This window comes from Paenibacillus sp. JT22N7, from assembly GCF_059383875.1.
In genome coordinates this window covers 283,714-307,557 of sequence record NZ_JBXENY010000006.1, presented here as the reverse complement: position 1 = coordinate 307,557, position 23,844 = coordinate 283,714, and the positions used below count along the sequence as shown (strand labels likewise).

15 protein-coding genes and 1 pseudogene are annotated in these 23,844 nt (G+C 47.8%); 15 read left to right on the top strand and 1 reads right to left on the bottom strand.

Annotation, left to right across the window (positions count from 1 at the left end; all coding sequences use genetic code 11):
* The first annotated feature begins 9 nt into the window (after positions 1-9).
* The 4 genes from AC50Y5_RS18310 (at position 10) to AC50Y5_RS18295 (ending at position 7,981) form a co-directional block, all read left to right on the top strand.
* Positions 10-1,671: a type 2 periplasmic-binding domain-containing protein gene (locus AC50Y5_RS18310; protein ID WP_235533116.1), complete on the top strand. Its 1,662-nt coding sequence runs from the start codon at positions 10-12 to the stop codon at positions 1,669-1,671.
* Positions 1,672-1,765: 94 nt separating this feature from the next.
* Positions 1,766-3,559 (top strand): cache domain-containing sensor histidine kinase, encoded by a 1,794-nt coding sequence (locus tag AC50Y5_RS18305; RefSeq protein WP_056033398.1) that lies wholly within the window; start codon positions 1,766-1,768, stop codon positions 3,557-3,559.
* Entirely contained in the window at positions 3,556-5,169 is a 1,614-nt protein-coding gene (locus tag AC50Y5_RS18300) for a response regulator (RefSeq protein ID WP_235533117.1), read from the top strand. The genes AC50Y5_RS18305 and AC50Y5_RS18300 overlap by 4 nt, the downstream gene beginning before the upstream one ends.
* The gene (locus AC50Y5_RS18295) at positions 5,159-7,981 is read left to right on the top strand and encodes a DUF8487 domain-containing protein (RefSeq protein ID WP_494862699.1); all 2,823 of its coding nucleotides are present in this window, start codon (positions 5,159-5,161) and stop codon (positions 7,979-7,981) included. The genes AC50Y5_RS18300 and AC50Y5_RS18295 overlap by 11 nt, the downstream gene beginning before the upstream one ends.
* Positions 7,982-8,046: 65 nt before the next feature.
* Here AC50Y5_RS18295 and AC50Y5_RS18290 read toward each other — a convergent pair whose 3' ends face one another.
* Entirely contained in the window at positions 8,047-8,655 is a 609-nt protein-coding gene (locus AC50Y5_RS18290; RefSeq protein WP_494862698.1) for a TetR/AcrR family transcriptional regulator, read from the bottom strand.
* A gap of 131 nt (positions 8,656-8,786) precedes the next feature.
* On the opposite strand from AC50Y5_RS18290, the gene AC50Y5_RS18285 reads away from it, so the two are divergent.
* The 11 genes and pseudogenes from AC50Y5_RS18285 to AC50Y5_RS18235 all read left to right on the top strand — a co-directional run bounded on the left by AC50Y5_RS18285 (position 8,787) and on the right by AC50Y5_RS18235 (position 23,806).
* Positions 8,787-9,362: a cysteine hydrolase family protein gene (locus tag AC50Y5_RS18285; protein WP_494862696.1), complete on the top strand. Its 576-nt coding sequence runs from the start codon at positions 8,787-8,789 to the stop codon at positions 9,360-9,362.
* 202 nt (positions 9,363-9,564) lie between these two features.
* On the top strand, positions 9,565-10,329 hold the full coding sequence (locus AC50Y5_RS18280) for an AAC(3) family N-acetyltransferase (RefSeq protein ID WP_494862694.1): 765 nt from the start codon (positions 9,565-9,567) through the stop codon (positions 10,327-10,329).
* 283 nt (positions 10,330-10,612) lie between these two features.
* The gene (locus AC50Y5_RS18275) at positions 10,613-12,325 is read left to right on the top strand and encodes a histidine kinase N-terminal 7TM domain-containing diguanylate cyclase (RefSeq protein WP_494862692.1); all 1,713 of its coding nucleotides are present in this window, start codon (positions 10,613-10,615) and stop codon (positions 12,323-12,325) included.
* A 482-nt stretch (positions 12,326-12,807) separates the two neighbouring features.
* The gene (locus AC50Y5_RS18270) at positions 12,808-13,998 is read left to right on the top strand and encodes a cytochrome P450 family protein (protein ID WP_494862690.1); all 1,191 of its coding nucleotides are present in this window, start codon (positions 12,808-12,810) and stop codon (positions 13,996-13,998) included.
* 66 nt (positions 13,999-14,064) lie between these two features.
* Positions 14,065-14,151, top strand: a pseudogene (locus tag AC50Y5_RS18265) (VOC family protein); the annotation flags it as partial.
* Positions 14,152-14,355: 204 nt separating this feature from the next.
* On the top strand, positions 14,356-16,158 hold the full coding sequence (locus tag AC50Y5_RS18260; protein WP_494862688.1) for a sensor histidine kinase: 1,803 nt from the start codon (positions 14,356-14,358) through the stop codon (positions 16,156-16,158).
* On the top strand, positions 16,151-17,758 hold the full coding sequence (locus tag AC50Y5_RS18255) for a response regulator transcription factor (RefSeq protein ID WP_494862685.1): 1,608 nt from the start codon (positions 16,151-16,153) through the stop codon (positions 17,756-17,758). The genes AC50Y5_RS18260 and AC50Y5_RS18255 overlap by 8 nt, the downstream gene beginning before the upstream one ends.
* A gap of 110 nt (positions 17,759-17,868) precedes the next feature.
* Positions 17,869-19,314, top strand: coding sequence for a carbohydrate ABC transporter substrate-binding protein (locus AC50Y5_RS18250; RefSeq protein WP_494862681.1), 1,446 nt, complete (start codon positions 17,869-17,871; stop codon positions 19,312-19,314).
* 384 nt (positions 19,315-19,698) lie between these two features.
* Positions 19,699-21,837 (top strand): discoidin domain-containing protein, encoded by a 2,139-nt coding sequence (locus AC50Y5_RS18245; protein ID WP_494862678.1) that lies wholly within the window; start codon positions 19,699-19,701, stop codon positions 21,835-21,837.
* Positions 21,838-22,080: 243 nt separating this feature from the next.
* Positions 22,081-22,965: a carbohydrate ABC transporter permease gene (locus tag AC50Y5_RS18240; protein ID WP_056033524.1), complete on the top strand. Its 885-nt coding sequence runs from the start codon at positions 22,081-22,083 to the stop codon at positions 22,963-22,965.
* 1 nt (position 22,966) lies between these two features.
* Positions 22,967-23,806, top strand: a complete 840-nt coding sequence (locus AC50Y5_RS18235) for a carbohydrate ABC transporter permease (RefSeq protein WP_494862676.1) — start codon at positions 22,967-22,969, stop codon at positions 23,804-23,806.
* Positions 23,807-23,844: the final 38 nt, after the last annotated feature.

Sequence of the window (23,844 nt, the reverse complement as noted above, 5' to 3'; positions counted from 1 at the left end):
AGTATGACAGTGAAATCTAAAAAGCGTTTCTTAACGGCATTAACCGTTGCCGTATCGCTGACCGTAATGGCGGGTTGTTCGAATTCTACAAACAATCAGCCAAGCAGCACCGATACAGGCAGCGCGGCAGCTGGCGGTTCAACCTCGTTCAATCTGTGGCTGGGATGGACGGCAACAACGAATAATGACAGCTTGGTCCAGAAGTATTGGCGCGAGAAAGAGCCGGGTGTTGATGTTAAGCTGGAGACGACACAGGGCGATGCAATGACAGCGCTTAATTTGAAAATTAACACAGGCGGCTTTGAGGATGCAGCGATTTTTGGCCGAAATGAAACGGTGAAGAGCGCCATGAACCGCTCGAAGCAGCTGATGTCTTTGGAGCAGTATTTCGATATGCCGGATAAATATCCGGGGCTGGCTGCGATTCCGAAGCAGTATCTCGAATTGATGAAGGATGCGGACGGACATATTTGGTCGATTCCGACCTGGTTTGACCAAAATCCTGAAGATCCATGGCCGGGCTGGGCATCGCAAGGATGGTCAGTCAGAACGGATGTGCTGGAAAGCGTTGGCATGACCATAGCTGATCTGGCTACTATTGAAGGCGTAGAGGCTTTTCTGAAAAAAGCGGCTGAGCAAAAGGATGCGTCAGGCAAAACGCTGCTTCCCCTTTCGTTTCTAATGGATACGAATGATACGCTCAGCTGGAGCGATGAGAACGCGATTCTCACCGCCTTTGGCGTCACGACGGGCGGCAGGGGAATCGAGAAAAAAGGCGATGATTTTGTATTCGCTTACGATGATCCGAACTTTAAGGCGGCTTATGCGTGGATGAACAAAATGTACGTCGCCAAGCTGATTGACCCAGAGGTCGTTACGAATAAAAAAGAGCAATATAACGAAAAAAATAAATCGGGACGTGTCGCTCTAAATGCGGGAAGCTTCTGGAATATTCCAACCTCCGTATGGGAGACGCTTGACGGTCCTACGGAGCCGGGATGGTTTTATGAAGTCGTTCCTTTCCCTAAAGTTCAAGGCGTAGAGAAAGTCGGCATCAACCAGGTCGTTAATCCGAATCCGGGTTACGATGTGTATGTCAGCTCCAATACAAAAAACCTGGAAGCGATTTTAAAGTTTTTTGATTACACGCTGCAGCCGAAGCCTGAACAACAGCATGTCATTAATGAAGGCCCAGTTGGACTGTATTGGGATTGGGTTGACCAGCCGCTTGGGAAATGGCAGTTCACGGATGAAGCTTATAAAACAAGCCGGAATTCGGGTGATGCGGCCCAAAAAGCGAAGGTTACGCCGGAGCTGTACATGGCTTCTTCCTACAGCAACGAGTGGTATCCATGGTGGAACACAGCGGATGGCGGGAAAGCGGGAGCAGCCAAAACGATCAAATTCACCGAGGCGATCGGCAAAATGGGAAGTATCCGGGTTGCCGAGCCGTATGATTTGATTGAAATGAAGGCTGGCGGCCTATGGGAGAAATATTCCCCTGAAATCGAAAATATTCGCAAGGAATATAGAGCCAAGCTGCTGATGGCGAAGGATAGCGGCCAATTTGAGACGGAATGGACGAAGTTCCAGGAAGCTCTGGAGAAGCGCGGCCACTGGAGCGAGGTCAAGCAGGAATGGCTTGCATCTTACAATGAGCAAGTAAAATGAGCAAGTAGAAGCGGGCAAATAAAATAAAGAATTTGCGGAGCATCCCTTCCTATTAGGAAGGGGGCTCCCTTTGCAGTTCATGGAGGAGTGGCAGATGAGGCTGAGACAACGTTTAGAGCAATGGATCATTCGTATGACCCGCTCCATGAATATGAGAAAGAAAATTGTGCTGTTTTATGGGGTTATTGTATTTCTTCCGACCGTCCTGCTGGCTATCGGAGCAGGCTATATGACGCTGCATATTGTCCGGGGCAACTATATGCTCACGATTAAGGAGGCTGTTCGCCAGAACGCCCAAAGCATTGAGTTCCGCAAGCAGAGCTATGATCTGCTTGCTACGCGGACAGCGACTGACGGTGAGCTGGTTTCCAGATTATCAAGAGACTATCAGGACATTTCCGAACAGTACGCTACCGTTCAATATGTGGATCGAGCTTTCTTATTTACGAGCAAATATTTGCCCGGAATCGAAAATTTCCGCATCTACCATACGAACGACACGCTGGTACAGGACGGCGGGCTTCTATGGAAACCAGGAGACCGAAAACTTTCGGGCTTAATCGAACAGGAATGGTATAAGGGAAGACTTCAATCGCCGGACAACCTCACCTGGACGAATGCGCTCGACGATAAAACCCGGCTCGTAGTTTCGCACAAAATTTTAAATACGTACGGGGACGTCTACGGCATCGTCTATTTGCGGCTTAATTATAATGAAGTATTTGCTGAGTCGTTTGACCATCCGTTTGACGGCGCGGGGGAAATGTTCATCGTAGACAGCGATGAGCAGATCATCGCCTCCTCAGAGTCCAATGAGATCGGCAGCCGTTTGTCAGAATCCTCCTTAAGCGAGTATTGGAGCAGTCCGGAAGGCTCGGCCGTAACTGTTGATGGCATGGTATTAATCAGGCAGAAAATCAATTCCGGCTGGACGGTCGCGGCGCTTGTGCATCTGGATCGGCTGGAGGAGCAGTCCAAACGAATTTTCTACTATATAGTGGGCGGCATCGCTTTTTTTCTCCTTTTATCGACCTTTCTCATTATGGTTGTGCTCAAAAACGTCATCTGGCGGATACGCAAGCTGGGAACCCGCATGATGGATATTTCCGAAGGTTATTTTGAAGCGACGGTGAGAAACCGGGACAACGATGAGCTGGGAGAGCTGGAGGTTCTATTTAATTCGATGTCTGGACGCCTCAGAAGGCTGGTGGAAGAGCATACAGAGGCGATTTTAAAAGAACGCGAGCAGTCCTTCAAAGCGCTGCAGGCGCAGATTAATCCGCATTTTATTTATAATTCCTTAAGCCTGATCCGCTGGCGTGCCATGGATGTGAAGGATGACATTCAAATTCGGACGATCGATGCCCTGACCACCTTTTATCGGCTGGCCCTCAATAACCGCGTTAATGTGACCCGTATTCGTGATGAGCTTGAGCATCTAAAGGCTTATGTCGAAATCCAGCAGCTGCGTTATCCCGATCAGGTGCACGTAGAATGGCAGGTGGAGACGGACGTTCTTGATTTGTATACGATTAAGCTCATTTTGCAGCCCATAGTGGAAAATTGCTATTTGCATGGCGGTATTACAACAAGGAAGGGTGCCTTTATACAGATCATGATCAACAAAACAGAGGATGCCATTGCGTTTCAGATTTTTGATAATGGGAAGGGCATTGCGCGCGAGAAGCTGGAGCGAATCAAGACAGGCAGCTATATCGGTACGAAAAACGGATTCGGAATGAACAATATACGCGAGCGGCTGGCGCTCTATTTTGGCCAAGAGGGACGTTTTGAAATTGAAAGCATGGAGGATGAGTGGACGGCCGTGACCATTCATATTCCGATCTGCAAGGAAGCTCCTGAAATTAAAAAGGGGGATGGAGCATGATGCAAGCACTGATCGTTGATGACGAGCCGATGCAGATTCAAGGACTTGTCCGCCACATCGACTGGGAAGCGCTAGGGTATGAACAGCCAATGACCGCACAATCGGGTGAAGAGGCGATTGCCATACTGGCAGAAGCTCATGTGGATGTTCTGATCACCGACGTGTCGATGCCAGGAATGACGGGGATAGAGCTGCTCGCCAAGTGCAAGTCGGACTATCCGAAGCTTGCGTCCCTGCAGACGGTGATGATAAGCGGGTACGACGAATTCGAATTTGTCCAGGAAGCGATTCATTTAGGGGCAAAGGCCTACGTTCTCAAGCCGATTAAGACGGATGAATTGGAAGCGAAGCTTGCTGCATTTCGCGATTCGCTTGAGAAGAGAAACCATATCGAGCTGGAGACAAGCAAGCTTAAAGAAAAAATGACGGAAAGCTATGAGGTGCTGCAGGAGCATTACGTCAAGGATTTGATAGAAGGTGCGATTCAAAGTGACGAGCTGCTCGAATCCTGGTGCCGTCTGCTCGATTTGCCGTCGGAGGACTGGCAGGCTACGCTGTTCCTGTTCGGCTATGACCGTCTGTTTCCGTCCAATCCGCATGACGCCAAGGAGCGAATTATGCTCAGCGAAGGGCTCATCAAATGTGTCAAAATGGGCCTGTCCGAGTTTGCAGGCACGTATATCGGCAAGACCGGAGCGGACGAAGTGGCGGTCATTTTATTGAACGCCTCTCCAATTGACCGTGTGAAGCTGGAGAAGCAGCTTTCTTTTATCCAGGATGTTCTGAAGGAGCAGTACAACGCTTCCGTTACCGTCGGAATCAGCAGGGAATGCCAAACTTGGTCGGAAATCCCCCTGTTATATAAAGAAATCAAGCATATGATGGCAAGCGCCAGAATGGCCGGCTATGGGCAAATTTTGTATTTCGACCACGTTGAAATGAATGAATATCACGATTTTCGATTGTACGAGGAATATTTTCCGGAAATTTTAAAGCTGCTTGATAGCGGGGAAAGCGAGAACGCCGTCGTTTATTTCAACCATGCGTTTGAGATGCTGCTGGCGCAGAAGCCCGTGTCCTTTTCATATGTGCAGGCCTTTGGCATGGGATTAATTAGTGAGCTGATCCGCAAATTGAAGCGTACAAAGGAAACGGACGCCGAGATGAATATTTTGATGTGGCAGCGGATGATTGACTGTACGGATGTGGAGGAAATAAGAACGGTCGTAATGGCCTTCCTCGCCCAGTATATCCAGCTGAAGCAGAAGGAGCAAACCGTTCAGCAGCATAACCTGATCCAGAAAGTGGCCCGTTATTTGGAGGAGCATCTGCATAATAACGTAACGGTGAAGCAGCTGGCGGAGCAGTTTCATTTGAACTCCAGCTATTTGAGCGTATTATTCAAAAAAGAAATGGGCCGAACGATATCTGATTTTGTCCAGGAAGCGCGTATGAACAAGGCCAAGGAGCTGCTCCGGGACCCAAGCATCAAGGTATATGAAGTGTCGGAGCAGGTTGGATTTCAAACGGCGGCCTACTTCACCTTTTTATTCAAGAAGCTGACCGGAACGACTCCGCAGGAGTTTAGAGATTATTATTATGAGGAGTGATATTTTGCTGACCAAAATCAACCTAGAGGGCGAATGGAAGCTGCAGCTGGACAAGGACAAGAGCGGGTTGTCGCAGCCGTTTACAGATTCGATTAAGCTGCCCGGAACGACATCCTACGCCCGGAAAGGGCCGAAGAACGAAACGAAATTAGTAGGGGCCTTGACCGATGAGTATGCGTTCGAAGGGTATGCATGGTATTCGAGAGAGGTAGAAATTCCCACGGGGCTTGCTGAAAAAACGTGTTTTCTCTATTTGGAAAGAACGAGAATGACGACGGTATGGGTGGGCGACCGCGAGGTAGGCTCGCGGGACAGCTTGAATACGCCGCATCTCTACGAATTGACAGGACTGCTTCAGAGCGGCCCGCAGACGATTACCGTCCGTGTCGACAATACGGATTATCCAACGAAGGGCGGCCATATGACTTCCCCTGATACACAGACCAATTGGAACGGGATTACAGGCCGCATCGAGCTTCATTTATATAACGCTTCGTATTTGACCGATATCCAGCTCTATCCGAATTTGTCCGCGCGCTCCGTGAAGGTGGAAGCTGGTGTGCAGGGAGCGCTCAGCGGCAGCCTAACGGTATCCGCAGCCAGTTGGAACTCTGAAAACGTGCATACTGTGGCGGAGAAGGAATATAGCTTCACTTCGCAGACCATTTCGCTTGAATATGCTTTGGGGCAGGACGCGCTGCTATGGAGCGAAGCCACTCCTCATTTGTATACCGTAAGCATCTGTTTGAAGGATGAGACAGGCGAAATCGTTGACCAGCAGCAGCGGAGCTTCGGCCTGCGGGAATTTAGAACGGATGGAAATAAATTTACAATTAACGGCAGCAAAACGTTCCTTCGGGGCAAGCATGACGGATTGATTTTTCCGCTGACGGGTTATGCGCCGACGGATGTCGAGGAATGGCTGAGAATTCTTGGCATTTCCAAGTCCTATGGCATTAACCATTATCGTTTTCATACGTGCTGCCCGCCTGAGGCTGCGTTTACCGCAGCGGACATGCTGGGGATTTACATGGAACCGGAGCTGCCTTTCTGGGGAACGATTACCGAAGCAGCAGATGAGCGCCATAACCAGGCGGAGCAAGACTACTTGATTAGCGAGGGGTATGCTATTCTCAAGGCATTCGGCAATCATCCGTCCTTTGTCATGATGTCGCTGGGCAATGAGCTGTGGGGCAGCAGAGCCAAAATCGATGCGATTTTGCAAGCCTATAAAGCGTTCGACAGCAGGCCGTTGTATACACAAGGCTCCAATAATCATCAATTTTCTCCTGCTATTCTTGAACATGATGATTTCTTCTGCGGGGTGCGTTTCTCGAAGGAGCGGCTGTTCAGAGGTTCTTATGCAATGTGTGATGCTCCGCTAGGCCATGTTCAGACCGACGTTCCAGGTACGTTAAAGGATTATGACGATCAAATTGTGCCGCCAGATTTTCATCATAACGAGGGCGCGTCGGGTGATGCAGGGGGCGTTATTCAAATCCAGTACGGCACGGAAGCGAAAGCTGTCCAGCTCGGCGACGCCTCGGGGGAATGGATTCCCCACATTCCGGTCATTTCCCATGAGATTGGGCAATACGCAACGTATCCGAACTATGGAGAAATAGAGAAGTATACAGGCTCGCTGAAAGCGGAAAATTTCATCATTTTCCAAGAGCGCCTCAGGGAGAAAGGGCTGGATCATCTGGCCAGCCCATACTTTGAAAGCTCAGGGCAGCTGGCAGTAGCCTGTTATAAGGAAGAGCTGGAAGCTGCTTTTCGCTCCAGAAAGCTTGCCGGCTTTCAATTGCTCGATCTTCAGGATTTCAGTGGACAAGGGACGGCGCTCGTTGGCATATTAGATGCCTTTATGGATTCCAAGGGGTTGATTACGCCTGAGGAATGGCGGACCTTCTGCAGCGATGCCGTCCTTATGGCGAGGTTTGCTAAATACAACTATACGTCGACCGAACGCTTCGAGGCTCATGTGGAATTGTGCTGGTATAGAAATCAGCCGCCCGGTGCAATCAAGCTCCAGTGGGAGCTGGCGGATGGACAGGGGGTACTGGCGTCCGGTACGGCTGAGGTGGAAATATGGGAGGAGCAAAATGACATTGATATTTGCGACCTGAGCATTGAAATGCCCGCTGTTGATGTGATGACCAAAGCTGTGCTTTCCCTGCGGATTTTGGAGACGGATATTCGCAAGTCCTATGACCTCTGGATTTATCCGCAGCAGGTTGAAGCGGAGCTGTCCAAAGTCCATCGTTTTGAGTCGCTTACGGCTGAGGCTCTTGCTTTATTAAAGCAAGGAGAGAAGGTATGGCTGATGCCGAAGCCGGAGCATATAAGCCATGGTATCGAAGGCTTCTATAGTACCGATTTCTGGTGCTACCCGATGTTTCGGTCCATCTCGGAGAGCATGAACCGTCCGGTTCCCGTCGGAACAATGGGGCTTCTAGTCGACAACAGCCACCCGGTCTTCCGGGACTTTCCGTGCGAGCCGCATTCAACTTATCCTTGGTGGAGCATCGTATCCCATTCAAAGTCGATTATTATGGACGGTACGAGCAAAGAATGGAGCCCTATCGTACAGACCATCGACAATTTTGAGCGCAATCACAAATTAGGTTTTCTGTTCGAATGCCGCGTAGGAAATGGCAAGCTGCTTATTTGCTCGCTCGACGCGGATAAGGTGCTAGATACACCGGAAGGAAAACAGTTTTTGTCCAGTGTAATCAAATATATGGAATCAGAGCAGTTCAAGCCGCAGTACGAAGCCAGCGTGACAGAGCTGCTGGAGCTTATTCAATAAAAGTAGTTTAGGGTAAAAAGAATAACCGCTTGCCTTCTCTGGAATGGCAAGCGGTTATTTTTTGCTTACCCGCGAAGACCGTCGCATAGAATCGACACGACACGGTCTGGAAAAGTACCGCCGTCCCCGGTCGCTTGCAAAATGCCAATAAGCAGCATTTTGATATCCTCAAGGCGAGCATCCGCCCGAACGGAGCCGTTTTGCTTGGCACGGGCGAGCAGCTTGTCGATCCCTTGCCAAAAATCTCGCGCAACGTCCGAACGACCAGCCTCTACATTCAGACTGCTGACAAGGGCATCGGTGATCGCCTTGTTTGCAATCCCCTCGCGTATAATGGTTGCAAAATATTGAAAGAACGCTTCGCCCGGATCGTCGTGGTCAAGCCATTGCTGGGCTTCTTCCATAAGCCGCGCCTTGTGGCTGACAATGACGGCCCCAAACAAATCTTCCTTCCTTGGAAAATGCCGATAGACGGTTCCTACCCCCACACCGGCACGCCTTGCGATTTCATCCATCGAGACGGAGATGCCTTCGGTCATAAAAACCTGATGGGCGATATGGAGCAGATGATCCCGATTTTTTTTGGCATCTGCCCGCAATGCCTTCTCGGGGGGAGCGGCGATGAAGGACACTGTAGGGTCAGCGTCTCCAGCTGGAATATTTTTTTTAGACATTTTTGAATAACACCTCTTTATAAATATTACATCAATAGCGATTTGTTGACAAACGGAGAATGTTCTCCGTATAATAATAAAAACGGAATACATCCTCCGTTTATGATGAGAAAGTGGGAGATTAAAAACATATGCAAAATTCACCGAGCAAAAGCGCGCTGTTGGTCATGGATATGCAAAATAGCGTTGTGTCGCGGTACGCAGCTGGCGCGGGGGCACTGCTTCCGTTCCAAAAAGCGATTGAAGCGGCACGCAGCCACGCTATTCCTGTTATTTACGTACGTGTTGCTTTTCGTGCAGGTTATCCCGAGATTAGTGCTAGAAACAAAATGTTTGGGGGCATTGCCAGTCGATCCGGAGGTGTGGCGGCTCCAGAAGCGATGATGCAGATTCATGAAGCCGTGCAGCCTCAAGAAGGCGAGCCGATTGTGACGAAGGTTCGAGTGAGCGCGTTCGCCGGAAGCGACCTTGAGGTCATCCTTCGCTCCCAACAAATCGACACACTCATTCTCAGCGGTATTGCCACAAGCGGCGTCGTTCTATCGACATTGCGGGAAGCGGCAGATAAAGATTTTGCCCTTACGGTGCTTTCCGACGCCTGTATCGATGCCGACACCGAGGTTCATCGCGTGTTAACCGAGAAGGTGTTCCCCCAACAGGCCGAGGTAATATCTGTCGAGACGTGGGTGGCTTCTTTAACCAACTAATGTTCATAAGCAGGAGAACAAGCTATGCTTTATAAGGTATTTATTGCCATATAACTTGTGGATTGCGGTTTTCAAAAACCCAACCCCAAACTGCGAAGGGCGCCCGGATGGGTGCCCTTTGCTTTCGCTTTATAGAGGAAACGTTAAATCGTATCCTAAGTAAGGGCAAGTTTTGATATAATGAGCCCAGGAGGGGGAGAACATGCACACAATAGAGAGCTTAATGAAGCAATTAGAGCAGCTGGGCATTGACGGCCAAGGAACGCTGCTCGTCCATTCATCGATGAAAAGCATGGGGCCAGTCGAGGGTGGCGCAGACACCGTCCTGGATGCTTTCACCGCCTATATGAAGGCTGGGCTGTTGGTGCTGCCCACCCATACTTGGTCCTACATCAATGCGGATAATCCGAAATTTTACGTAGATCAGTCGCCTTCCTGCGTCGGAATTTTGCCCGAGCTTTTTCGCAAGCGGCCTGGTGTGGTGCGTTCATTGCATCCCACTCATTCGGTGGCAGCATTAGGCCTGGATTCAATAGAGTTCACAAACGATGATCATCATTTCGATACTCCCTGCGCTAGAGGCTCTGCATGGGGAAAGCTGCTTGACCGAAGAGCGACGATATTGCTGGTTGGAGTCGATTTAAAGCGCAACACCTTTATTCATGGCGTCGAGGAATGGGTGGACATACCGGGCAGAATGACCGATAGCCATGAGATGCTGTTCACGGTATTGCCCGATGGAACAGAAATTTCTGTCCCTTCCCGCCGGCATTGCGGGCTGTCGTGGTCGCAGCATTTTTGGAAGGTAGACGATGTGCTTGAAAGTAAAGGCGCCATGCATAAAGGGCGGCTAGGCGATGCCGATGTAAGGGTCTGTGATGCGGCTGCGCTAGCGGAAGTAATAACGGAAATGCTCAAGGAAAATCCGGATTTGTTCTCGGATAATCATCCATTGGATCATGAATAGGATTGAAAGAAAGGGCCGTCCGGCAACGGCTGGCCCTAAGGCAAGACCCTCGTAACACTTTCGGAATTTCTCCCCAAAACAACGTTTTCTCTTCCCATAGCTCAAATATGAAACGTTCAAGCATCGGCAATACAAAGGAATGTATGAAGAAATAGGACAGAGGTTGGCTGGACTGCCATTGTGTGGGCTAGCTCACGGTCTTGACTGTATGATAAGATGTGGTTAATTTAACCAAACCTATTTGATAATATCGTAGCTGTCGAATCAAAAAAGGAGAAAATTTGTGAGCCCATTAGCATGGTATGATCTCTTTTTATTCATCCTCTTGTTTGTCGTATATATTTATGTTTTTGCTACCGTTAGGATTACGAACTTACATAAGGTATATTTCTTATTTCATTTTTTAATGATGCTTTGGCCGGTGTGCCAATTTGCTACAGATCTGACTGACGATCCGCAGTTACAGTTGTTTTACGTAAATATGTCTTTTGTGGCCCTCTCCTTGTTGGGAAGCGGTTGGCTTCTGCTCACGATCTTTCTTACCGGGAATGCAGACAAGCTGGGAAATAGGAGACTATTTTTATTATTTGCGCCTGCGGTTATTGCAGCAGTTGGTGTCATTATAAATCCGTTTAATCTTTTTGTAGCTCCGATGAGGGGCGGTTACGTCGATAGAGCATATGGCATATGGTTCTGGATTGTGATCGCTATTCTATTGAGCTACTTTTTTGCTTCTCTCTTTGTTTTGTTTGGGGCATTACATTCTTCAAGAACGTCACCCATGATCAAAAATCAAGTGAAGATTACGCTGTGGGGCATATTCGTGCTGGCCACTTTTGCCGGTATTGACGCTATTCTTAATGTGGTGTTAAAGCAGTGGCTGCCGATCATTCCAGGATTTACTTCTCTAGGCATTTTTCTTTCAGATTTATTTTTCGTATATGTCATTAAAAAATACAATGTGTTTGATCTTGTTTCCATCGCCCATGAGGACGTCATCAATACGATTCCATATGGAATCCTTGTATTAGATGAGAATGAATCCATTATTGAAGTTAACAAAGCTTTACGATCGTCTATGGATTTAAATGTGGGTGACTATTTTGATATGGAGACGTTTCTTGGCACTGTTCATGTAGAGGGCAGCAGCAAGGAATTTCTGGAGCGTTATAAGCAAAAGGAAAATACGTTGTCTCAAATTGAAATCGTCGCCCAGCGCGATATCGAACGTCATTTTATTGTACAAGCTTCCCCAATTGTTGATTCTTACCCGATGCAAATCGGCCATATTATTACGTTCCAGGATGTCTCGCAAGAGCGCTTTTATGTTCAAGAAATGAATCGGCAAAATGAGATCCTCCAGGAGCGCAATCATTCACTGGATCGCATCCGTAATGAGTTATCTGAAGCTAATCGAAAGCTTGAAGAATTAGTTCTTACGGACAGTTTAACCAACTGCTACAATCGCCGTTATTTGACCCAACAGTTGACTCATGAGGTTATAACCAATATTCAATATAAAACGCCATTTTCACTCATCCTGTTTGATATTGATTTCTTTAAAGCGATCAATGACCGCTTTGGGCATGTAATAGGGGATGAAGTTCTTTATCGTACGGCTCAAGCCGTCAAACAATCCATTCGCGGTACCGATATTTTAGCCCGATATGGGGGGGAAGAATTTATGATCTACCTTCCGCATACTGAACGCCAGTTGGCAGAGCAATTAGCGGAACGAGTGAGATTAGCGGTAGAGTCGAACTACATTTTGGTAGAGCATGAAGTCAAGCAGGTTTCGATCACGGTAAGCGTGGGCATTTTATCCATTGAGGACTTTGATCATGAGCATGTGCCGGACAATCCGGAAGGCTATTTAATTCAACTTTTTGCTGCAGTAGATAAAGCCCTTTACCAAGCGAAGCAAAATGGACGCAATCGGATCGAATTCGCAGATTTCCAAAGTGTTTCTAATCCTAAGCTGAAGCAATTGTATTGAATAATTATTTGATTTAATTGGGAGAATCAACAGCAGGGCGTTTCGGATATTATATTGAAATAGATGCCTTCGACGGGACACTATAGCAAAAAAATGAGATCGCTGCCTTCGCAGATGGTCTCATTTTTTTGCTATAGTAACGGGCAGTATTCTGTGGGGGACCATAAATATTAGAACTGATGAAGAACAGAGAAAAGGAATATTGGAATGTAGAAAAGTTCCAACGAGGAGGCAAAAGTACAACAATAGTCTTCAGGGTGGAATGATTTTTTCGCGTTTATGGCACGAATTGACTTTGATTCTGTAGGTGAGGTATACTTTTCGTGTATCAGAAAAAGGGTTTTTTATTAAAATTTGGATGAATTAGGCTTAGATTGATTTCGGAATGAGCGGGTTTCTCTTCGTCAATTTTCACTAGTTTTGTCCCTGGCCGAATCGTAGATTACCACACGTATTCTATATGTTGGAAGGAGATGGTGGCATTGAATTCAAGAGACACGATAGAACAGAAGATGTTTACACCGGAGTTTAAGCAGAATCCCTACCCCGTCTATGAAAAATTACGAGCAAGCAATCCTATTTTTAAGCAGTTTTTCCCGAATGGCCAATATGGCTGGATCGTAACCAAATATGAAGATGCTGTGGAAGTGCTCAAGGACCCGCGTTTTATTAAAGATATAGCTAAAGTCAGCAGTATTGAGCAAAAGAGTGTAATAGGAAAAAATATGCTGTTCTCGGATCTGCCGGATCATAAACGCTTACGTAGCTTTGTGCAAAAAGGCTTCACTCCCCAAATCATTGCGGGGAAGCGAGAACACATCCAGAAAATAGCCGATGAGCTTCTCGATGCGGTGGCCGCTGGACATACCATGAATCTGATTGACGATTATGCGTTCCATCTTCCTATTATTGTCATTTGCGAAATACTAGGTATTCCTGCTGAGGATCGTGAGCAATTTCGAAGCTGGTCAAATACCATTATTGAAGCCTCCTTTGAGGAGAGCAGCCGGGAAGCCTCTTTGCAGGCCCAAGATGAATTCGTAGCTTATCTTAAAGAGCGGTTTGACTTTGTACGGGAAAACCCTTCAGATGACTTGATCAGCCAACTGGTGGTCGCGGATGAAAGTGGGGATCAGTTAACGGAAGGAGAATTATATGGGGTCATTACCCTGCTCATTATTGCTGGTCATGAAACAACGGTCAACCTGATCGGCAATGGCGTGCTTGCCCTGTTGGAACACCCGGAGCAGCGCGAGCGGCTGTTGCAGCATCCTGAATACATTCATGGCGCTATTGAAGAAATGCTCCGCTACAACGGGCCTGTCGAATTCAGTACGGGCCGCTGGGCAAGCGAGGATCTGGAATTCAAAGGCCATATGATGAATAAAAATGACATGGTCATCGTAGCGCTTGATTCTGCGAACCGTGATCCCGAGCATTTTAATCAGCCCGATGTATTCGATATATCCCGGGGCAAAAGCCAGCACCTGGCGTTTGGCAAAGGAATTCATCTTTGTCTGGGCGCGCCTCTCGCAAGGCTGGAAGGAGAAATCGCCATTAATACGCTGCTCCGGCGCTTCCCGAGGCTTGAGCTTCAGGCTAATATTGCCGAATTGGAATGGAGACCGGGGATGATTGTGCGCGGAGTTAAAGAAATACCGTTGTCCATTTAGAGCGGCTAACCACATGTTATGTTTTCACGGCTGCCTGCGGGCAGCTTTATTCTTTTTTCACATTTCGGCCCTTTAGTAGAAATGCCATCCGGACGGGTATTTAACTTTGCGGATCATGAAGAAAATGACTTCGCTGTCATGGGAAAAAAGTAAATAAGGCTCAATAGAGCTGAACCGACACCACTTAAGGTGGCCGACTATAATAGTCGGTCGCCTTTTTTATTCCTTTTTTGGAACTCCCCAAAAGTTATTGTTGTTTGGTTGTATAGACGGCTATGCCATTTGCCCTTAAGATAAAGCTATTCTATTCATGAACAGATGCACGCTTTGAGTTTGAGCAACAAACGGGGGTGTAGGATGAACGGAAATTTTAAGCTGAACCCTATACGGGCTTCAACATTTTTACGGAAATTATCTATTAAGCATCGACTGTTAATTGCCTTCCTGATTACCTCGCTTCTGCCTGTCGTCTCCGTTGCGCTTTATTCGAACCTTAGATACGAGGCGTCCATTTCAGAAAAATTAAGCACATCCACCCTTCAAGTGTTGTCCGAATCCGCGACGAATGCATCCAGAGAACTTGCGCAATACGAGACCCTTAGTGAATCCATTATTATAAACAGCCTGATACAAAGCGGGCTCCAGCATATGAACAGCATGACGGATTTTGAGAAATACGGCTTGCAGACCGATATTAAAGATGCTCTGGGGGAGCAAGTGTTTCGCCTAAGCAATATTTCGAATGTCGTGATTTTGACTAATGAGGGCGATATCTTTTTTGATCTGGGGTATGAATGGTATCCGAAAAACCAAATCGCGGATTCCCTGCAAGGCATAACGGAAACGGCTGGCAACATAAAGTGGACGTATCTGCATTCCAACCGGGGCTCGGATAAAATTGCTTTGAGCCGCATTATTTTTTCCCAGGATAATCTGAATCAAACGTTGGGCTACCTCGTTATCGTCATTGATGAGAAGGTGTTCTCGCGCAATACTTTTGAGCATGTGGACCTTGGGAAAGGAGGCAGGCTCTACATTACGGATCATAGCGGCGTCGTCGTGTCCTCCGTGTCGCCTTCGATTCCCCATGGGCAGACGTATAACCAGCAAGAGGTATTTAGCGCCATGATGTCCAATGGGCCCAGCAAAACCTTTTATGCGAAAGTCGATGGGGAACGCGTACTTGTAGGCAGCGCCTATATCCGGTCAGCAGACTGGCATATGATTGGCCTGATTCCGCATTCGTATATCATTTCGGAGCTTTCTGCGATTAGAGGAAGCTTGCTGTATATTTGCTTGTTCATCCTGCTGCTAGCCGGACTGCTGGCCATGTGGATTTATCGCAGCATTAATCGGCCGATGCGCGATTTGCTCCAATATGCGACCCAAATTAAGCTTGGCAGGCTGGAAACCCGGCTCGGTCCGACACATTCCGACGAAATGGGGCGGTTATCCGAAACGATCAATCAAATGGTCGCACGGCTCAAAATGCTGATTTATCAAGTCGAAGAGGAGCAGCAGGCGAAGCGCGAGGCAGAGCTGAAGATGCTTCAAGCTCAAATCAATCCTCACTTTCTGTTCAACACGTTAAATTCCTTGAAATGGAGCGCAATGATGAGCGGGAACGAAAATGTGGAGCAAGGGATCGCGTCTTTATCCGAGCTGCTTCATAATACGATTTTGGATACGGAAGAAATGATTACGCTGGAGAAGGAAATCGACAACTTAATGCATTATGCCGTCATCCAGCGCATGAGATATGGCGACTCGTTTAAACTCGCATGCCGCATGAGCGATGATCAGCTTTATCAGTGCCAAGTTCCGCGCTTCATTCTTCAGCCGATTGTAGAAAATTCAATCTTGCATGCGGGCAGCGGGGAAGGCCGCAGAGTACATATTACCGTAGACGGCTCGATTAACGAGGGCAGGCTGCTGCTTCAAATTTCCGATGATGGCAAAGGCTTCGATATGGCCGAGGTGCAGGAGCGGAAGCATTCCCATGACAAGCTGTCAGGGATAGGGATGAGCAATGTAGAAGAGAGAATACGCCTTCATGTAGGAAAGCAATACGGGATTAAAATCTCAAGCGAGCCAGGTCGCGGGACGCAAACGTTAATCAGCTTGCCAATGACGATGAAGGAAGGGGTAGAACATGTATAAAGTCATTATCGTAGATGATGAGATGATCGTTCGTCATGCTGTCAAAACCATCATTAAATGGGAGGATAGCCGCTTCGAATACGCAGGCTCTGCTTCGAGCGGGGTATCGGCGATGGAGCTCGTAAGAAGAACCAAGGCGGATATCGTCATTACCGATATTAAAATGGCTGAAATGGATGGCCTTAAGCTGATTAAAAGCTTGCTGGCGGACGGATTTAAAGGCGAAGTTCTCGTCTTAAGCAACTATAATGATTTTGATCTCGTGCGCGAGGCGCTCAAGTTCGGCGCCTACGATTATATGCTCAAGCTTACGTTGAAGACCGAAACGTTTATGCAGACGCTTGAAGAAATGGCGGCTAAGCTGGATGCCAAACAGAGTTATTTTCAACCCCAGACAACGACTGTAGAGCAGGCCGATGATGAGCTGGCGCAGCTGTATGATTTGTTGAAAAAGCATGATCAAGCTGAGCAGCCTCAGCTGAACGGGAATATTTTTAATCAAAAGGAAAGGCAAGCGATCTCTCGGCTACAAGGCTTATGCTGTTATACATTTACGCTAAATATGCTAGAAGGCGAGCGCGCTAATCATCAGGTGATAGACTTTCATGAAACGTTAGAGAAGCTTGCCGAGGGGCTGTTCCCGAACAAGCATTTTTTATTTGTATTTCATCCCCGCCCGAACCGTTACACCCTAATCATCTCCACTCCCTTGCTCCAAAATATTGTCGATCCTGAAGAAATAGCTCAACGTTTGATTAAGCTGTCGGAAATGTATTATGGCCAAGTGATTAGCGTCATTTATGGGCAGCCGGCAACGTCATTTAAACATCTCATCGAGCAAATGAGCTTAAATAGGCAGGCCGAGGCGCTTCGCTTTTATACGGCGTATCAAGCAGGGTGCCAGTCCAATGCCAGGCTAGCCGCAGATACGAATGAGCGGTTTCGTGAAGCAGAAGCCCAGCTGCGGGAGTGCTTGCGCGGCCCTGGCGACGGCGCGATTGAACGGTGGGTGGAAAAAGCTTTTTTATTGATGGAATCCGCCGCCGAGCATGGCATTCATTCGAAATCGCTGAAGCGCATAGTAGCAGGGGGCATTTGGGGGCTTTCTAATGCGGCAGCCTTGCAAATGGACACGCCTTGGAACGAGAAGGGCTGGATTGAAAAAGTCGAAGCAGCGGACTCTGATTCCAGCTTAAAGCTGATCATTAAAGAGCTTTCGGATGAAATTCTGGACTCTTTAGGACAAGGAACGCAGCTTGCTGCATCCACTTCTACCTTGCGCCAGGAAATACGGCAAGCGTTGGCCTACTTAAATAAACATTTTGCGGATCGCGTGTCGATTTCGGATGTAGCGTCCTATGTGGGACTGTCTGAGCCGTATCTTTGCCAGCTGTTCAAGGCAGAAACGGGGAGCAGCATTTTGACCAGGCTCAATGAAATCCGCATGAACAGAGCCTATGACATGCTCCTGTCTGGCAAGTATCTCGTGAAGCAGGTTGCCATTGAGGTGGGCATTCCAGATCCGTTTTATTTTAATCGCCTATTTCGAAAACGCTACGGCCATCCCCCGAAAAATGTAAAAAGCATGCCGCCCGTCTAATCATGAAAATCTTAAAATTGTCCATACTCATCCGCTCTTTTGTTCATTTAGCGACGCTCCTTGCGAACTTATAATGAAGTTCATTACAAATGAAAGGGGTCACTAAATCAATGAAAAAAAACAATGGGTTTGCTTTTGCAGCTGTAGCGATCGCCCTTACTACGACGTTAGCCGGCTGCGGATCGGGCAACAGTCCGAGCAATGAAGCGACACCGCCATCCTCTGCCGCCCCATCGGCTTCGGATACAGCTGCTGCATCCCCGTCTGAGGGTGCTTCGCCAGCAAGCGGCAAAACGTTTGAAAATCCAGAGCTGGACGTTGCCGTCTTCCAAGGCGGCTATGGCCGGGAATTTTGGGATAGCGCTGCCGAAGCGTTTATGCAGGATTACCCCGGCACTAAAATCAACATTACCGCCAGCCCGAAAATCGGCGAGCTCATTCGGCCAAAAATCGTTGCGGGCAATCCGCCCGATTTTATGTACATTTCCGGCAGCGACAATACGCCGCTTGTAAATGGGCTGATTAAAGACAAAGCGCTGCTTGATTTGACGGAAGTATTCGAGGAATTGACGCCAGACGGTACCCCGCTTAAGGATAAAATTCTCGATGGCGTTCTGAATTCCCGGGCAACGTCCCCATATGATGATGGCAAAGTGTATTTGGCCCCTTATAACTTTGGCGTCATGGGCCTGTGGTATAACAAAGCGCTGTTTGAGGCGAAAGGGATGACGCCGCCTAAAACATGGGATGATTTCTTTGCGGCAAATGCGGCGGCTAAAGAGAATGGACGCGCTTTATTTACGTACCAAGGCATTTATCCAGGCTACCTGGAGGAAATGATCGTTCCTGCCATTTATGCAGCGGGCGGCACGGAAGCGCTGAACCAATTTTTCGACTACGATCCTGAGTTTTGGAAAAGCGATACGTATAAGCAGGTATGGGGGCTCTTGGAGAAAATCGCAACCGAAGACAATGCATTGATGACGGGCACCGTTGCGCTTAACCATACGCAATCGCAGACGGCGTTCCTTCAAGGCAAAGCGATGTTTATTCCAAACGGCAGCTGGTTTGAGGATGAAATGAAGGATGCGCCGCGCGAGGAAGGGTTCAGCTTCGGTTATTTAGGCGTTCCTTCGTTTGGATCAGACAAACCGGTATCCGCCCTGACGAATGTGGAAACGGTAGTCATTCCGGCGAAGGCTAAAAATCCAGAGCTTGCCAAAGAATTCCTCAAGTACTTGTACACAGATAAGATCGTCCAGCTCAATGGCGACAAGGCTAAAGCAGTTATGGCGGTCAAAGGCGCGCCGGATCTCGTTAAAGCGTATATTACGGAGACAACCTACAACGTTTATAAGGCGGCGGATGACGGCATGCTTGCGGTTAATGGCGCCTTTAAGCCGGTGGCCAAAGGCAGCAAGTTCAACCCTAGTGATGAAGTTTATAAGCCATTTTCCTCGATTATGAGCAAGCAGATGACCTTGGATGAATATGCTGCCAAGCTGTATAAGGTGTATTCGGAAATTCAGAAGGAGCTTGAGGCTGCTGGAGCATAACAGTTGACAGGCGGTAGGCAGGATGAGATGAGGGTTTACCTCAGGCTCATCCTTTTTTATACCTCATGATTCATAAACCTGAAGGATTTTATGATTTCCTGCATTTTTCGATGAACAGCTAAAAATCCTCTATATAAATCTGCCCTTTTGTTCATTTGGTTAACTCCCTTATGAATTTATACTGAAGCTAAGCTGGCAAACCCAGCTGGTAAACCAGCTTGCGCTCCAAATGATGTGGCTTCGCCGTCTCATTCAAAGATCGACAGATTTTCGATTGGAGAGGGGCTGATTAGCATGTAGCGATATTCGGAATCAAAAGGCAATCCATTGCTCCATTGCTCAGCTTTGCGTCTGAATCAAATACATGTGGGAGGAAGCAATAGAATGAAAAAACGCATGTCAGGCTTATTGGTATTGCTGATTTTATGTTCCTCTATTTTCATGATTGGGCCGGTGGCGGTAAGTGCAGCAAATACGACGTATTATATTGATTCTGCTGGTGGGAATGATGCGAATAATGGCACCTCGACCACTACTGCTTGGAAAACGTTAACGAAAGTGAACGCGACGACGTTCCAGCCTGGTGACCAAATTTTGTTTAAATCGGGCGGGGTATGGAACGGGCAGCTGTGGCCTAAAGGCTCAGGAGCAGCAGGGTCTCCTATCAAAATCGATAAATATGGCGGAACCGCAAAGCCGATTATCAACGGCGGCGGAACGCAGAGAGATTATCAAGCGACAGGCGCCGTCATGCTGCGCAACCAGCAGTATTGGGAAATCAGCAATCTTGAAGTGACGAATGACGACAACTTTAACGTAGATTTGGTAACGACTACTTATGCAAACAGCAAGCCTACCAACATAAGAGACGGCATTCTGGTTGTGCTGGATACGAATCAAGTGGCGGCAGGCGGCGACACGATCATGGATCATATTTATATTCATGATAATTACGTGCATGATGTCGATAGTCCGAACGAATGGCCGAACCAATATGGCAACGCCTCGTTCAATGGCGGCATTATGTTTTATGTCATTGGCGCTTTAAAGGCCAACATGACGTTCAATGATGTCAGGATTGAAAATAACACCATCGAGAAGGTCGATCTGCTCGCCATTGCCAATTTCAATTACACGACGACAACGGCGTTCCAAGACGAAATCGAACCGTATAACTTGTGGCAAACGAATATTTATATCGGGCACAACTACATGCGCAATATAGGCCAAGGTGCCATTGACGTATGTGATGCGAAGGGGGCAATAATCGAATACAACGTCGTAGATGGCTGGTCCAAGCGATATAACGCGGAAAGCGCAGGTATTTATCCGTGGAAATCTCAAAATGTAACGTTCCAAAACAACGAGGTTTACGGCGGACCAACGACGACGGGAGCTAATAACGGAGATGGAACCGCCTTTGATTTTGATTCGCCGAACAGCAATATCGTCTATCAATTCAACTATACCCATAACAACCCTATGGGCTGGATGTCTTATCTGGGCCGAAGCAGCAATAATATTGCCAGATACAACATTAGTGACGATAACGCTGCCTATTTGATCAAATTTGGCTGGTTCGACGTCGATAGCTCGGCTACGTATTTCCTGAACAACGTCTTTATTTATAATGGCGGCGTAACGAAATTTACGAATTCCAACGCTAACCTTGCCTCTACTTATTTCAAAAGTGTGCCGTATTATTTTTACAATAATGTTTTTTATGACAAAAATACCCCTTCCTCCAGCTTTTGGCCGAGTAGCTCCGGCAGCTATGGAACGGCTGTATTTAGAAACAATGCGTTTTATGTAACTACCGGCAGCCATGCGGCTGGCGAACCGAATGATCCGGCAAAGGTGATTGCGCCGCCTCAAATGGTTAACCCGGGGCAAGCGCCGACTTTAGGAGCCAATGGCTTTACAAGCGGCGCCACCGTATGGGATGGCTACAAGCTGCAAGCCACTTCTCCACTCATAAATGCCGGTTATAATGTTCCGCAATTAGGAACGACCGACTTTTATGGAAATGCCTTATTTAATGGGGCAGCTCCGGATATAGGCGCTTTTGAATCGACCGTCACAGGCGGCGGAGGCGGTGGACCGACATCGGTCACGGTAGGTGGAACGGTAACAGCGAGCTCCACAAGCAGCCCGTCAGGAGAAGAGAAGGAGAAGGCCTTCGATGCGAATATTTCGACCAAATGGCTCATCACAACCGGAACAGGCTGGATTCAGTACAAATTTGTAACCGGTGTCTCTCATATCGTGACCTCGTATGCGATAACGTCCGCTAACGATGTGCCGGCGAGGGACCCGAAAAACTGGACGCTGCAAGGCTCGAACGACGGAACGAACTGGACGACGCTGGATACACGCACGAATGAAGCATTTGCCACCCGTTTCTTGACCAAGACGTATACGTTCAGCAATTCAACTGCTTACTCGTATTATCGCTTGAACGTAACGGCGAATAGCGGCGGTGCAGCACAGCTGCAGCTCGCTGAGATCGGTTTATTCACTTAAAAAGGAAGGCAGTGGCCGCCGTTTATCGTTCAAATATAGGAAAGGATATGATTTTCCCATCCATTCTCTATATTTCTCGGAATGAAACGAGCTGCGCCGCCAAAGGACGGCGACAGCCGTTTCACCTTAGCACGGCGGCTTCTGCAAATCAATAATACGCCCATAGTAGACCATTGTGCTGCAAAAGCAAAAGGACAGCAAGCATGAGCGCAGTACGTGCAGCAAGGGGAAGGAATGAAAACGATGACCATGAAAACCAAAAGAACCTTTTTCATCCTCGTATGTTTATTGCCAGGACTATTGCTGTTCTCCTTGTTTAAGGTGTACCCTACGTTTCAAATTTTTCAAAAGTCGCTGTACCTGTGGACGGGGTTAAGTGATGAGCCGAAATATATCGGGCTTAAAAATTTTACGGATATGCTTCACGATGAGACGTTTCTGCTGTCTATGCGCAATACGGGCTTCTTAATGCTGGTCGTGCCAATTATTACGATTATGATCGCTTTAATTAATGCCTCCATTTTAACGCAATCGAAGCTCAAGGAACGCGGCTTTTACCGCACCGTTTTCTTTTTTCCAAGCATCTTGTCATTCGTTGTTATCGCCATTCTGTGGTCCTTTATTTATCACCCTACGATGGGCTTTGTGAACACTGGCCTAGAGATGATTGGACTTGGGGAGTGGGCGAAGCCGTGGCTGGGCGACCAGCGCACCGTCCTTTGGGCATTGGCGATTACCTTGATCTGGCAGGCGGCCGGGTATTACATGGTCATGTATATGGCAGGGATCGACAGCATTTCGCCGGAGCTTTATGAAGCTGCCGACCTTGATGGGGCAACCCGCATACAGCAATTTTTCCGCATTACGATTCCGATGCTGTGGGAGATTATTCGCGTCACGATTATTTTCAGCATTAATGGGGTCCTTAGCATTAGCTTTATCATTGTTTCGATTATGACGGGGGGCGGGCCCGATCGGCATTCGGAAGTTGTGATGACTTATTTATATGCCCAAGCTTTCACGAACTCGAATTTTGGCTATGCGATGGCGATCGGGGTTGTCGTATTTGTCATATCGATGCTTCTCGCGCTTGTAAGCAATAAATTAACGGAAAGGGGATCGTATTAACATGCCCTCTTTAACAGCCATTCCGGGGAAAATCGTTCTTCGCCTCTTTCTGCTCGTGCAGGCGCTCTTAGTCGTCTATCCGCTTGTCTGGAATGTACTGGCGTCCTTCAAAACCAATACGGAGGTTATGGGAAGCCCTTGGCGGCTGCCGTCGAGCCTAAATTGGAGCAATTACGTTCATGCTTTTACGACGGCGAAAATGGGCGACTACATGATCAACTCCGTTATTATCGTTCTATTATCGATGGCGGTGCTGCTGCTTGCGGCGGTTCCCTCTGCCTATGTGCTGGGGAGGATGAAATTCCGCTTGCGTGGATTTATTGCGCAATTTTATATGGCAGGGCTGTTTATTGGGGGCGTTTATATTATTGTGCCGCTGTTCATTTTAATGAATGAATGGCATATGCTCGATAATCGCTTTTGGTTAAGCACCGTTTATGCGACAGGCAGCTTGCCATTTTCTATTTATTTGCTTACCGGCTTTATGAAGTCGATTCCGCACGATTACGAGGAAGCCGCCATGATGGATGGCTGCGGCTATTTTGGCATATTGCTGCGCATTATTGTGCCGATGGCCCGGCCGGGCATTATTACGCTGACCGTCTTCAGCTTCTTCGATTTTTGGAATGAATACGTGCTGGCTATGACCTTCATTACGAGCGACAGCAAGAAAACGATTCCGGTTGGCTTGTCTAATTTGATGCAAATCCAGCAATTTGCTACCGATTGGGGCTCTCTTTTCGCCGGCCTAGTCATTGTGCTTGCACCTACCATTATTGTATACGCGCTGCTGCAAAAAAAATTAACGAATGGCATGTCGCTTGGCGGAGTGAAGGGTTGAGTGAAGGGCCGAGTGAAAGGCGGAGTGCAGCTTTAACT

What these genes read in the sequence shown, in the direction of transcription:
- AC50Y5_RS18305 (WP_056033398.1), top strand. Translation starts at nt 1,766, where the DNA reads ATGAGGCTGAGACAACGTTTAGAGCAATGGATCATTCGTATGACCCGC.
- AC50Y5_RS18300 (WP_235533117.1), top strand. Translation starts at nt 3,556, where the DNA reads ATGATGCAAGCACTGATCGTTGATGACGAGCCGATGCAGATTCAAGGA.
- AC50Y5_RS18295 (WP_494862699.1), top strand. Translation starts at nt 5,159, where the DNA reads ATGAGGAGTGATATTTTGCTGACCAAAATCAACCTAGAGGGCGAATGG.
- AC50Y5_RS18290 (WP_494862698.1), bottom strand. Translation starts at nt 8,655, where the DNA reads ATGTCTAAAAAAAATATTCCAGCTGGAGACGCTGACCCTACAGTGTCC.
- AC50Y5_RS18285 (WP_494862696.1), top strand. Translation starts at nt 8,787, where the DNA reads ATGCAAAATTCACCGAGCAAAAGCGCGCTGTTGGTCATGGATATGCAA.
- AC50Y5_RS18280 (WP_494862694.1), top strand. Translation starts at nt 9,565, where the DNA reads ATGCACACAATAGAGAGCTTAATGAAGCAATTAGAGCAGCTGGGCATT.
- AC50Y5_RS18260 (WP_494862688.1), top strand. Translation starts at nt 14,356, where the DNA reads ATGAACGGAAATTTTAAGCTGAACCCTATACGGGCTTCAACATTTTTA.
- AC50Y5_RS18255 (WP_494862685.1), top strand. Translation starts at nt 16,151, where the DNA reads ATGTATAAAGTCATTATCGTAGATGATGAGATGATCGTTCGTCATGCT.
- AC50Y5_RS18250 (WP_494862681.1), top strand. Translation starts at nt 17,869, where the DNA reads ATGAAAAAAAACAATGGGTTTGCTTTTGCAGCTGTAGCGATCGCCCTT.
- AC50Y5_RS18245 (WP_494862678.1), top strand. Translation starts at nt 19,699, where the DNA reads ATGAAAAAACGCATGTCAGGCTTATTGGTATTGCTGATTTTATGTTCC.
- AC50Y5_RS18240 (WP_056033524.1), top strand. Translation starts at nt 22,081, where the DNA reads ATGACCATGAAAACCAAAAGAACCTTTTTCATCCTCGTATGTTTATTG.
- AC50Y5_RS18235 (WP_494862676.1), top strand. Translation starts at nt 22,967, where the DNA reads ATGCCCTCTTTAACAGCCATTCCGGGGAAAATCGTTCTTCGCCTCTTT.